This is a genomic window from Nocardia sp. NBC_01327 (genome assembly GCF_035958815.1).
GTDB lineage: Bacteria > Actinomycetota > Actinomycetes > Mycobacteriales > Mycobacteriaceae > Nocardia.
In genome coordinates, this window is record NZ_CP108383.1 from 3,649,838 (window position 1) to 3,662,442 (window position 12,605).

Below are 12,605 nucleotides of genomic sequence, written 5' to 3' on the forward strand. Positions count from 1 at the left end.
GGGACCGCTCAATACATCATGCGGGGGTCGAGGTAGTGCTTGAACTCCAGGAGATTATTGGACGGATCCCGCAGGACGAAGCTGAGGTGTTCTTCGGCGGTCCCGGCGAAGCGGGTGAATATCGGTGCGTAGAAGGGGAGTTTGCGGGTTTCGGCCAGACGCACCAGGCGATCGAAATCCTCTCTACTGCGGAAGGTCACGCCGAAGTGGCGGGGATACAGGTCGGGTTCGTGATCGATCCTGTCCGAGAGATGGCAGACGACCTGATCGCCGAAGAAGTCGAGGGTGATGCGGTCGGGGTAGCGGCGGGCCAGTTTCGCGCCGAGACCGCGGACGTAGAATTCCTCCGCGGCGTCGAGATCGACTGCGGGGATGGCCAGGTGGAAGGCATCGCGCATCTCACGCATGGGTCTGCTCCTGCGCCACCAGCGAATCGAAATCGGTGAGGGTGTCGGCGCGCAGGCCCAGCCGCAGGGTTTCCAGCCCGATCACCTCACTGGAATGGATATTGCCGAGATTCACCTGCGGGCCGAAACGCCGCAGCAGATAGATCTGCAAATCCTTGGTCGGAGCCTCGAACATCAAGTGGTTCACATCGATCGCGGATTCGGCGATCTCCTCGATCAGTCCGTAGCGCAGTTCGCCGTCCGGGCGGCAGATACCGCTGCGGCCGCTCTCGCGGGCCTCGGCGATCACGAAATGCGCACCCGCGTCGAGATCCTGCTGGATGTAATCGATCCAGCGGGCGGGCGACAATGTCTCCGAGCGGACCGGATCCTTGAAACCGACCTCGGAGAGCACGGTGAACTCGTCGGCGAATTGCCGGATGTAGCCGGCCTTCTCCGCATTGGACAGCGGGATGGTGCCATTGGAGATCTCGACCACGGTGGCGCCCGCGTCACTACAGAGCTTGTACCATTCGTCGACCCGATCGTTGATCAGGAACTTCTCGAAAAGGGTTCCGCCGAAATAGAATTCGACGCCATTGTCGCGGGCGGCGCGGGTCTTGCCGAGAATGCCGGAGGTGGCCAGGCAGGTGCCCCAGCCGAACTTCACATAGTCGATCAGATCGCCGTAGCTCGCCATGATGTCGCAGAAGCAGCTGTTCGGAAGTCCGGGGTCGATCACCATGGTGAGACCGCGCTCGCGCGGCTTGGCATCCCGGCCGGGCAGGTTCAGGGTGTGGGCGAACATACGACCTCCTTGCAGGAATCGCGGGCGGGCGCCGGGGTACGGAATCGCCGGGGGATCAGCACGGACAGATCGGTGCGGAGCATGGGCCGTCCGGTGAGCCACAGACTTCCGGGGCTGCGGCGCAGAATCTCGGTCCCGATCAGCGACAGCGCCACGACCGCGAAGAACAGTAGGACGGTCTCCCAGAAATGCCCGATCGTCGCTCCCCAGGAGACGAAGGCAGGAGCCAGAATCTCGAGCATGAGGGGATGGATCAGGAAGATTCCGAACGAGCGATCCGCTCCGTAGCGGACCGCGCGGGCCAGCAGATCGTGATCCTGTCGCTGTGCGGCCCAGAGCGTCCCGAGCAGATAGAGCCCCACCGTCACCCCGATGAACCAGATGATCCGCTCCGGCATGAACTCACCGGAGGCCATCCACGGCGGCATACCGCCGTGCACCAGGCGCTGGTAATCCCATTCCGCGGCAACGGCCGTCACGATCACGGCTGTCGCGAGCACCCGGGCATATCGGCGCAGGAAGGCCTGGACCGCATCGATATGCCATGCGGCGATGGCCCCCAGCACGGTGAAGAACTGGTACGGAACAAATGTGGCGTACAGGTGCACCCAGAGCTGCCCCGGAAAACCGGTGGTGAACGGCGGATACGTGAGGGACCACAGGCACAGCAATTCCAGTGCGGCACTGACCATCAGCACCCAGCGGTGCCGGCCTTCGGTGCGCCGCAGGAGCTGCAGCAGGAGCGGGAACAGCAGGTACACCTGCATGGTGACCAGCAGGAAGTAGAGGTGGTAGTACGCGGTGCCGAAGACGAGATCCAGTCCGAGCCGGCTCAGCAGCCAGCCCACCGAGCCGTAGTTCTGGCCCAGATAGATGGAATAGGCCCAATACACCACCGACCAGGCCACATACGGAATGCCCACCAGCGCGAACCGCCGCGGCCAGAAGTTCCTGGCGCGGAACGAATCGTTCGCGAACTGGTAGATCAGCACGAATCCGGTGAGCGCGAAGAAGGCGTAGCGAGTGAAGTGCAGCAGCGCCATGGCGCCGTTCGCCGCGACGCTTCCCGAATCGTTCACCCCGCCGATGACGTGCACCGCGATGACACAGGCGAAGGTGAGGATGCGGAACAGATCGATCTGATGCAGGTAGGGCCGCTTCTGCCGGCGACCTGCCGTCTCGGGCGGACGAATTGCCGCGTCGGTACTCATGTTCCGACCGCATCGTGAGCCTGGCTGCGCAGGACATGGCGACGCACCTTGCCGGTCGCCGCGCGCGGGAAATCATCGACGAACCGAATCTCGGCGGGACGCTTGAAGCTGGTCAGCTGACGTGCGCAATGATCGTGCAGCTGCTGCGCCAATGCCATTCCACCGTCCCGCTGGGGGAGTGTCGATACAACGAAAGCGACTGGTACACAACCGAGAACGGGATCGCTGCGGCCGACCACCACCACATCGCGCACGCCCGGATCGGCGAGCAGGACCTCTTCGATCTCGCGCGGATACAGCAGTTCGCCGCCGCGATTGATCACATCGTCACTGCGCCCGGTCAGATACAGAAATCCGGCGGCGTCGACGCGGCCGAGATCACCGGTATCCAGCCAGCCCTGCGCATCGAAACGATCGCGGGCGCGACCACCGCGATAGCCGCTGATCACCCCGGCGCCCCGAATATGCACGCGCCCAATCTGTTCCGGTGGCAGCACCGCGCCGTTCTGGTCCCGGATCTCGAGCTGCACCCCCACCGGGCGACCGCACGAACCCAGGGGGGTCGGACCGTCCAGCGGTGTGGCGGTGATCTGGCTGGCCGCCTCGGTCATGCCGTAGCTCTCGACGATCGGCACACCGCTGGCCGCGGTGATCCGCTTGCGCACCAGACTGGGCAGCGGTGCGGACGCGGAACGGATGAAACGCAGTTCGGTGCAGGCGCTTTCGTGCCCGGTGAGATCGCCGCTGAGCACCGACAGGATCGCGGGCACCGCATTGAGCCAGGTGATCCGCTTGCTCGCGAGCAGTTCCCAGAATCCGGAGGCGTGGAACCGCTGATCCAGTACCAGGCAGCCGCCCGCGGTCAGCGTCGCCAGCAGCGCGACCACTTCGCCGTTGATATGGAACAGCGGCAGGCAGTTGTAGCCGCGGTCTTGATCGGTGAGCCGATGGTGCCGCACCACCGCGCCCGCCACATGCAGCAGTTGCTGTTCGGTCAGAGGGACGGCCTTCGGTTCCCCCGTCGAACCGGAGGTCGACAGCAGTACCGAGCCGCGGCGCGCCAGCGATATCGGGCCGGAGCGCACAGGTTCGGCGGTCGGGGAGATGAACAGGGCGTCGCAGACCACGGCCAGCTCAGGTCGGGTGCCGACCACCACGACCGGGCGAACACCGAGCAGCACCCGCAGCAGTTCGCCGATCGGGGCGCGCGGGTCGACCGGGAGCGCGCAGCGCCCGGACGCGATCACCGCGATGAAGACCACGGCGAAGGTCAGCGGGTCGGGCACATCGACCACGACCACCGCGCCGGGACCCGCGCCGACCGCGTCGAGGCGCCGGGACCATTCGGATACCGCGATGTGCAATTGCCTGTAGGTGACGGTCCGGCCGCTGCGCGCATCCTCGAATATCGGTTTCGAGGCATGTAGATCGGCGCGCGTGGCGATCATCGTCACGAGTGTCTCTGCGTGCGAAGGGTCCTCGGCTGGATCCTGACACTTGGTCACCGCATCCATTCCTCACATGGTCGTCGCCGAACCTGTGATACCCGTTTCCCGGTTCTGTGAACCTGCTGTGCGGTCCGGCGAACCTGCCGTCAACTCCGGCTAGGCGGTCGGCCTGCGCACGGCGGGCACCTGGGCGGGATTGTGGACAAGACCATCGGCACGCAGGTCCGACGCGAGTTGGTCGGCAATCCAGCGATGCCCCGCGGGAGTCGGATGTAACTGGTCGGGCAGCCGCGGAAAGCGCCAGCTCGATACCAGCGGATCGAAGACGTACACGCCCGGATCGGCCGATCGCGCGGCGGAGACGATGGCGGAGTCGGTGTCCCACACGATCTTCGAGGGATGGTCGCCGGTCGGGAAGACGGTGAGCACGGCGATGGCGGAGGTGGGTGATTCGGCGTGAATCTCCCGGATCAGCTGCACTACTCCGGCGCGCACGCGCGCATCGGGCTGGCCGACATCATTGTGACCGGACTGGATGATCACCAGTGCGGGCTTCAGATGCGGCAGATCGAGTTTCGTGAGCAGCCGATTGAGCGGGCCGAGTGAATGCGCACCGCCGACGAGGTAGCCGGCGCCGGAATCGGCGCTGACCACCGCGCGCCATCCGATCGAGGTCGCGAGCACCTGCGGCCACGCTTGGGTGGGAGAGGCGGCTCCGGTACCGGCGGAGAACGATGCGCCGACGACCGCGAGCACCGGGAGGTTCGCTGTGGCGGCGTTCACCGCGTGCGGGCCCCCGTGCACGAGCGCGACCACCGCCGGCCGCGAACGCGCGTCCTCGTGATAAGCCACGACCGAGGACGACACTACGGAAACCGATAAAACAGCGAAACCGGCAGCAAGCCAGCCCAACAGGGTGCGACGCACGCCGACAGTCTGCGCGACGGTGCCGAGCGGGGTCAAGGAATACCCAGAAGCTGACGCATTAATCGGATAGGCCCGGATTCGGTCCGAGATCGCTCAGCAGCGGGTGAGTTTCAGCAGTGCCACGCCGTGCGCGGGGATATCCCGGCCCGCTACCCGGTCGGTGGTGGTATCACCGGTATGCGCCCAGAGATCGCGCACCTGATAGGACTGCCCGGACGGCAGGCCCAGTGCGGCAAGGGTGGTTTCGATGGTGGTGGCGAGGCCGCCACGATTGATCAGGGCCACCGCGAGCGAGCCGTCGGCCAGCGGTTTGGTCAGCACTCGATCGTCGCCCGGCAGCGGCGTGGCCTGCGCGACCAGTGCGTCCTGATCGATCGAGACGACCTCGGAATTGGTCAGCAGTGCCCGCGTCTGCTCGGTCATGGTGCGGACGTCATTGCCCGCGAGCAACGGCGCGGCGAGCATGGCCCACAGCGAGAAATGGGCGCGCTGCTCATCGGGTGTGAGGCCCTCCTGCAGATCACCCAGCCGGGCAATCGCTTCCGGTGAGAGCGGCACGCCCGAGGCGAGTTGCCGCGTCTGGTCCGGGGTGAGCCTGTCCGGGAGCGCGAAATCGGGTGTATTGCTGAGCTGGACGCCGAAGAACCGGGCGATCGGGACGCCGACCACCAGCATGTCGGGATCGTTCCAGTACCCCGGACGGCTGCGCGCGGCCAGCGGCGCGGCGGCGTGAAGTTGATCGAGGATGCCGAGATACGAACTGGTCGAGTAGCCGTAGGTCTGGACCGTGAAGAAAGTGTTCTGCCACAGCGGAATCAGATCACCGTTATTGCGGGTCATATCGGCGACCGTGGACCAGTCGTAGCCGGCGTCCGCCGCCGGATTCGCCGAACTGTGCGGATTGATGCTGTAGATGATGTGCCGCCCACTGGCCCGCAGGGCATCACGCATGGCGGTGAAGGCGCGCACCTGATCGCCGAGGTCCGCATCATTGCGGCACCAGTCGTACTTCAGATAATCGACGCCCCACGCGGCGAACGTGCGAGCATCAGCCACCTCATGCCCCAGCGAGGCATTCCGCGTGGTCTGCCCGCAGACCTGGTTGTACGGACTGGAATACAACCCGAGATACATACCCCGGTCATGCGCATACTGCGCCAGCGCGGCAATCCCCCCGGGAAACCGCCCCGGATCAGCCCGCAGATTTCCCTGACTATCCCGTGTCGGCGCGGCCCACCCCGCATCGAGATTCACATACCGATACCCCGCATCCCGCATCCCGGACGCCACCATGGCATCGATCGTCGCCCGAATATTCTTGTCGGACAACGAGATCCCAGAGTTCCAGGAGTTCCACCCCATCGGCGGCACCGCCCGCACCCCCACCGCCGGCGCAGCCCGCACCGGAGTCGGAATAACCCCCGCATCCGCACCGAGCGCCCCCGCCAGGCAGCCGGCCGCAACCGCCGCGATAGCCCACTCCCGGATACGCACGCTCGATATTCCTTTCGGTCGTGCAGATCCGGTCTCACCGGACGCCGTAGCGTACCGCCACCGCTGTCGGCGGCTCGATGCCGTCCGGGGAATCGAACTCGCCGTCGTGCGCGGTACCGGGTGGGTTGTCGGGCGATGCCGTAGGTTTGCTGGTTGACGGTTCAAACCCTGCTGTTCGGGCGTGAGGAGGCGCGTTGGCGCGGGTCGACGGGGACCTGGGTGTGGGGGGAACTGTGGGTGCGGTGGCGTGTGGCGGGGGTGGTGAGGACACCGAGTTCGCGCTGTCCGCTACACAATTGCGGTGGTGGGTAGCGCAGCAGCTGTATCCGGATGTGGCCAATACCGTGGCTCTGTATCTGGAGTTGCGGGGGCCGCTCGAGGTGGGATTGCTGGGGGAGTGTGCGGGGCGGGCGGCTCGGGAGTTGCAGTCGCCGCTGGTGCGGTTTCGGATTGTCGCGGGGTATCCGCGGCAGTATGTGGACTCCGGTGCGTTCGGGGCGGTGGGGTTCGAGGATGTGAGTGGGTGTGCCGATCCGATTGCGGTGGCGCGGGAGGCGATGGATCGGGATTACGGGACGCCGCTGGATCTGCTCAGCGATCGGCTGACGGTCGCCACACTGTTTCAGGTCGGGCCGGAGGTGAATCTGCTGTATCTGCGCAGTCACCACATTGTGCTCGATGGCATGGGTGCGGCCGGGGTGCTGCGCCGAACGGCCGAATTGTATGCCGCTGCAACAGGTTCGCCCCTCGCATCCACCGGGTCGTCGCGAGGACCGATGACGATCGGTGAGCTGCTGGAGGAGGAACAGGCCTACGCCGATTCCGCGCGGGCGCACTCCGATGGTGAGTACTGGGTGGAGCAGTTGGCGGGGGTCGGCGAACCGGCGCGACTGGCGGGTGTGCAACCCGCCGGGCTGCGACCGCACCGGGTGGGAGCGACGCTGCCGAAGCAGACCGCGGATCGGCTGACCCTGGTGCGGCAGCGGTTCGGGCATCTGTTCCCGGAGTTGACGATTGCCGCGTTCGGTTGCTATCTGGCCGCGATGACGGGTGCGGACGAGGTGCTGCTGTCCCTGCCGGTGGCGGCGCGGCCGAGCGCGGCGCTGCGGCAGTCGGGTGGATCGGTGTCGAACGTGGTTCCCTTGCGGCTGAGCGGATTCGGTGTCGCCACGGCGGGGGAGATGGTCGCGCAGGTGCGGGCGCGCGTGGTGGGGGCGCTTCGGCATCAGCGGTACCGGTATGAGGACATGCAGCGGGGTCTGGGCGAAAATCACACTGTTCGAGGCGGTTTCGGACCTGTGCTGAATATGCTCAGGTTCGTCGAGACCCCGCGCATCGGGCCGCTCACCGCGGAAATTCGGCTGCTGGCGCTGGGGCCGGTGGAGGATCTGCTGGTCAACGGCTATCAGATCGGTCCCGATGACCGGTCGATCGTCATCGATATGCAGGCGAACTCGCGGATGTACTCGGCGGAGGCGCTGGCCCGGCATCATCGGCAGTTTCTGGCGTACCTGGACGACTTCCTCGCCGACCTGGAGCAGCCGGTGCGAGCATTGGGCTCGGACCGTGCGCTGCCGGTCACCGCGGCGGCGCGCACCGACCGGTTGCTGCCGGATCTGTTGTGCGGGAACGTGATCAGCGGACGCGGCGGCGACCGGGTCGCGGTGCAGGACGGTACGCGTACCTGGACATATCGCGAGCTGGACGAGATGTCTTCGCGGTGGGCACGCGAACTGATCGAGGCGGGCGCGGGCCCGGGCGATTTCGTGCTGCTGGCGGTGCCGCGATCGGCCGAATCGGTGCTCGCGGTGTGGGCCGTGGCGAAGACCGGAGCCGCCTTCGTTCCGGTCGATCCCGCCGACCCCGCGCAGCGATTGGTCACCGTCGCAGCGGATTCCAGCGCGCGATGGGGTATGACCGTGAGCGCCGACCGTTCTGGGCTCCCGGTGGGACCGGGCTGGGTGGTCCTGGACGATGCGGACACCGTCGCGCGAGTTCGCCAGCGCTCCGGCGCACCGATCCAGGAATCCGGGCGAACACGGCCACTTCTCCCCGAGCATCCGGCCTACCTCATCTATACCTCGGGCACGACCGGTACGCCGAAGGGCGTGGCCGTCACTCATCGCGGACTCGGCCCGCTCACCGATCACATTGTCGAACACTATGGAGTACATCCGGATTCACGGATCCTGCATGCGCACGCCCCGTCGTTCGATGCCCATCTGCTGGAGTTGCTGGCCGCATTCGCGAGCGGGGCGCGGTTGGTCGTGGAACCGCCGTCGGTGGTGGCCGGACCCGATTTGGCCGCCCTGCTGCAAGAGGCCGCCATCACCCATTTCCTCACCACCCCGGCGGTACTGGCGACGCTCACCCCCGATCAGGTGCCGGGATTGCGGGTCGCGGTGGTGGGCGGTGAGGCCTGTCCCGCCGAACTGGTACGACGCTGGGCGCCGCATCTGGAACTGTTCAATGGATACGGCCCGACCGAAACCACCGTCATGGCAACCCAATCCGCGGCATTGACCGCCGGCGGGCCGGTGCCGATCGGCGCACCACTGCCCGGAGTGCGCGCGCTGGTCCTGGACGACCGGCTGCGATCGGCCGCGCGCTGTGGAACCGGTGAGCTGTATCTGGGTGGTCCCGGTGTGGCGGAAGGCTACCGGGGCCGCCCGGGCAGCACGGCCCAGCGCTTTGTCGCGGACCCGTTCGGAAAGGGCGAAAGGATCTATCGCACCGGTGATCTCGTGCGCTCGGCGGTGGACGGCAGCCTGGAGTTCCTCGCCCGGGCCGACGATCAGTTGAGTGTGCGCGGGCGCCGCGCCGAGCCCGCCGAGATCGAGGCCGCGCTGACGGCGCTGCCCGAGATCTCACACGCTGTCGTCACGGCACACGAAGGTGTGGGTGGAACCCGGTTGATCGGCTATATCGTTGCTGCGCAGGGGATTCGACTCGATCACTCCGCTTTGACTCGGCGCCTGCGTGAACTCCTGCCCGCGGCCTTGGTTCCTGCACAGTTGGTCGAGCTCGCTCAGCTGCCGGTCACCGCGCACGGCAAGATCGATCGTGCCGCACTACCCGTGCCGACGCCCGTTCAGCGCCCCTACCGCGCACCCGAGTCCGAGCTGGAATGCCTGGTCGCCGAACACTTCACAGCGATCACCGGAACTCCCCGCGCCGGCCTCGACGACGATTTCTTCGAATCCGGCGGCAATTCACTGCTCGGCGTGGCACTTTCGGCCCAGCTTGCCGCGGCCACCGGCCTGCCGGTCACGGTCCGCTGGCTCTACACCGCACCCACGGTGCGCGAACTCGCCGATCGCCTGGCCGGTCACGATGGCAGCTCCGCGACCGACGACGCCCTGGGCGTAGTACTGGCCCTGCACCGCAACGGTTTCCGGCCCCCGCTGTTCTGTGTGCACTCGGCCGTCCCGCTGGCCTGGTGTTACGCCGGACTGGCCCGCCACCTCACGGACCGTCCGGTGTACGGCTTGCAGGCTTTGACCCTGGAGGGTGAGCCGCGCGCGGACGTCACCATCGACGATCTCGCCGACGGTTATGCCGCCGAGATCCTGCGAGTGCAGCCGCACGGCCCCTACCACCTGCTCGGCTGGTCGCTGGGCGGCCAGATCGCACACGCCATCGCCGTCCGCCTGCGTGAGCGCTCTGCCACCGTGGCGACACTGGTCATGCTCGACAGCATCGTCTTCCCCGAGGACATGCCGCCGCCACCGGTCCCGCGCATGCGCGATCTGCTGACCCATCTGCTCGGGGACGAACCCGAGGACGGTGATGCACTGCCGGACCTGACCGCCGACCAGGCCGCCGCCGAATTGGCCGCCGCGGCAGCCTCTTTCGGCACCGGCCTCACAGCCGAGCAGCTCACCCGCCTGCATCACGGCTACGTCGACGGCGTGCGCCTGTCCCATGGCTACCGCCCCGGCGTCTTCGACGGCGACCTGCTGTACTTCTCGGCCACTCGCGGCGTGACCGAATCGTTCGGGGCGGAGATGTGGCGCCCGTACATCTCCGGCGCGCTCCACGAACATCCCGTCGCCGCCACCCACGCCCAGCTCACCAACCCCGACGCCGTCGCGGTCATCGGCCCACTGCTCGCCGCCCACCTCGCGCGCGAGGACGCCGGATGAGCGGGGTGACCTGGTGCAATGTGTACGGGGAGCCGCAGCGCTGGGAACAGCAGGGCCCGGCGGCCGCGACGCTGGTGCGGTGGGTGAGCGATCATCTGCTCAAACCCCATGCGGGACTGGGCCGTCCGGGCCCGGTGTGCCCGTTCATGCGGCATACGACCACTAGGCAACTGCTGTGGGCCGGTGCGGCCACCGGCACGGACTGGTCCACGGAGGGCATGCAGGGCGTGATGGACGACGCCTTCGCGGTGTATGCGCGACTGCGGCAGGAAAACCCCGCGGACTCCAGGGGTTTGACGCTTGTCACCCTCTTCCCGGACCTGAGCCGCCACGAGCTGATCGATGCCGTGCACCGTGCTCGTAAAACACAGGCGGTCGCGGCAGGCCTCATGCTCGGCCAGTTCTATCCGGGCTGCACCGTCCCGGGACTGTGGAACAGCGACTTCCATCCCCTCGACGCCCCGGTGCCGATGCTCGTGCTCCGCCCGATGATGAGCACCGACTTCCCGTTCCTGGTCGCCCGGACCGAATGGCTGTACGCGTACTTCACCCGATTCGCGCCGGACCTGCCCGGGAAGCTGCGCTGGGCGATTGCCGAACGAATGCGGGTGGTCGGTCCGGAGGCAGGTGAGATCACCGCGCTGCGCATGCACTCCGCGGGCGAACACGCGCGGTGATGACGGGAAACGGATCTCTGACGGGGGATACTCCAGTAATGCGCCGGCTACCGCTTTGTCTTGCCACCCTGACCGCCGTATTTGCCGGTCTGATGCCAGTGGTGTCGGCCGCCCCGGCGGCGGCGGCGATTGTCGATGTCCGGCCGCTGGGTGGCAGGCAGTTCGAGGTCGACGTCTACTCGCCCGCCATGGACAGGACCATCCCGGTCTGGGTTTCGCACCCCGACGGTCCCGCGCCCGCGCTGTACCTGCTCAATGCCGTCGACGGTGGTGAGTCCGGCGGCCCGTGGACCAATCGCACCGATGCCGCGCAGTTCTTCGCGGACAAGCAGGTCAATGTGATTCAGCCGATCGGCGGTCGCGCCTCCTTCTATACCGACTGGGCGGCCGATGATCCGGTGCTCGGCCGGAACAAGTGGTCGACCTTCCTGATCGACGAGCTGCCCGCGGCGCTGTCCGATCGTTTCGCCCTGACCGGCCGCAATGCCATTGCCGGAACATCGATGTCGGCGACCTCGGCCCTGGATCTGGCGATCGAGGCGCCCGGCCGATATCAGGCGGTCGGCGCCTTCAGCGGCTGCTCGGGCACCGCCGATCCGATGTCCGCGGCCGTCGTGCGCTCGGAACTGCAACTGTTCGGCGCGAACGCCGACAATATGTGGGGCGGACCCGGCAATCCGGCCTGGGCGGCACACGATGCGGTGCTCAATGCCGACCGGCTGCGCGGTGTGGCGCTCTACCTTTCGGCCGGCAATGGCCTGCCCGGCGTGCACGACACCCTCGCCGACCCGTCGATCGGCGGTGACGTCGGCCGGTTGACCGATCGCCTCACGGTGGGCGGCAGTATGGAATCGGTGGTGCACGGCTGTGCGGCCGCCCTGGCGGGCCGGCTCGCCGCGCTCGGCATCCCGGCCACCGCGGTCTTCCGCAACGGCACCCACGCCTGGCCCTACTGGCAGGACGACCTGCACGACTCCTGGCCGGTCTTCGCCGCCGCCCTCGGCGTCTAGTCACCGATCCGGCAGCGGTCGATAGTGTGGCCGCGAGGTCGTAGGCTGGTTGTCGAAGCAGCAAGATCATTGGTGGCGCCGGGGGCGGGCGGCTGTGCGGCAGGCGGACTCCCGGAGACGAGCAGGAGGAAGCATGGCACTCGGATCGGTTTTGGGACAGGCCGCGCGCGGCATGAACGGTGTGATCGTCAAGCTGATCGACGCACCCGTGATCGGCCCGCTGCTGGGTCGCGGATTTGTGGTCATCACCTACGTCGGCCGGCGCTCGGGCAAGACCTTCAGCACCCCGGTGAACTACTGGCGTTCCGGGGACACGCTCACCATCGGTGTCGCCATGGCGGATTCGAAGTCGTGGTGGCGCAATTTCCTGGGTGAGGGCGGCCCGATCTCCTTGCACCTCAACGGTTCCGATCGCACGGGGCTCGCGATCGCCAAGCGTGACGACAAGGGCCGGGTCACCGTGAAGGTGACCCTGAACCCCGCGAGCTGATTCAGCGGC

Annotated in this window: 10 protein-coding genes; 4 read left to right on the forward strand and 6 right to left on the reverse strand. The window is 67.1% G+C overall.

What is annotated here, in order from left to right:
- Positions 1–8: 8 nt before the first annotated feature.
- The 6 genes from OG326_RS16345 to OG326_RS16370 form a co-directional block, all read right to left on the reverse strand.
- A complete protein-coding gene (locus OG326_RS16345) occupies positions 9–407 on the reverse strand; it encodes a VOC family protein (RefSeq protein ID WP_327145492.1) in 399 nt (132 codons plus the stop codon).
- The gene (locus tag OG326_RS16350) at positions 400–1,194 is read right to left on the reverse strand and encodes a phosphosulfolactate synthase (RefSeq protein WP_327145493.1); all 795 of its coding nucleotides are present in this window, start codon (positions 1,192–1,194) and stop codon (positions 400–402) included. The genes OG326_RS16345 and OG326_RS16350 overlap by 8 nt, the downstream gene beginning before the upstream one ends.
- Positions 1,176–2,405 carry an acyltransferase gene (locus OG326_RS16355; protein ID WP_327145494.1) on the reverse strand — a complete coding sequence of 410 codons (1,230 nt, stop codon included), beginning with the start codon at positions 2,403–2,405 and terminating at the stop codon, positions 1,176–1,178. The genes OG326_RS16350 and OG326_RS16355 overlap by 19 nt, the downstream gene beginning before the upstream one ends.
- A complete protein-coding gene (locus OG326_RS16360) occupies positions 2,402–3,853 on the reverse strand; it encodes a class I adenylate-forming enzyme family protein (RefSeq protein WP_327145495.1) in 1,452 nt (483 codons plus the stop codon). The genes OG326_RS16355 and OG326_RS16360 overlap by 4 nt, the downstream gene beginning before the upstream one ends.
- Before the next feature lie 156 nt (positions 3,854–4,009).
- Positions 4,010–4,705: an SGNH/GDSL hydrolase family protein gene (locus OG326_RS16365; protein WP_327145496.1), complete on the reverse strand. Its 696-nt coding sequence runs from the start codon at positions 4,703–4,705 to the stop codon at positions 4,010–4,012.
- A 168-nt stretch (positions 4,706–4,873) separates the two neighbouring features.
- Positions 4,874–6,274: a glycoside hydrolase family 27 protein gene (locus tag OG326_RS16370; RefSeq protein ID WP_327145497.1), complete on the reverse strand. Its 1,401-nt coding sequence runs from the start codon at positions 6,272–6,274 to the stop codon at positions 4,874–4,876.
- A 194-nt stretch (positions 6,275–6,468) separates the two neighbouring features.
- Between OG326_RS16370 and OG326_RS16375 the strand changes: the two genes are divergently transcribed.
- The 4 genes from OG326_RS16375 to OG326_RS16390 all read left to right on the forward strand — a co-directional run bounded on the left by OG326_RS16375 (position 6,469) and on the right by OG326_RS16390 (position 12,596).
- A complete protein-coding gene (locus OG326_RS16375; protein WP_327145498.1) occupies positions 6,469–10,419 on the forward strand; it encodes an amino acid adenylation domain-containing protein in 3,951 nt (1,316 codons plus the stop codon).
- Complete coding sequence (locus OG326_RS16380) at positions 10,416–11,096, forward strand: DUF6875 domain-containing protein (RefSeq protein ID WP_327145499.1); 681 nt, start codon at positions 10,416–10,418, stop codon at positions 11,094–11,096. The genes OG326_RS16375 and OG326_RS16380 overlap by 4 nt, the downstream gene beginning before the upstream one ends.
- A 92-nt stretch (positions 11,097–11,188) precedes the next feature.
- The gene (locus OG326_RS16385) at positions 11,189–12,106 is read left to right on the forward strand and encodes an alpha/beta hydrolase (protein WP_327145500.1); all 918 of its coding nucleotides are present in this window, start codon (positions 11,189–11,191) and stop codon (positions 12,104–12,106) included.
- 133 nt (positions 12,107–12,239) lie between these two features.
- On the forward strand, positions 12,240–12,596 hold the full coding sequence (locus tag OG326_RS16390) for a hypothetical protein (RefSeq protein ID WP_327145501.1): 357 nt from the start codon (positions 12,240–12,242) through the stop codon (positions 12,594–12,596).
- Positions 12,597–12,605: the final 9 nt, after the last annotated feature.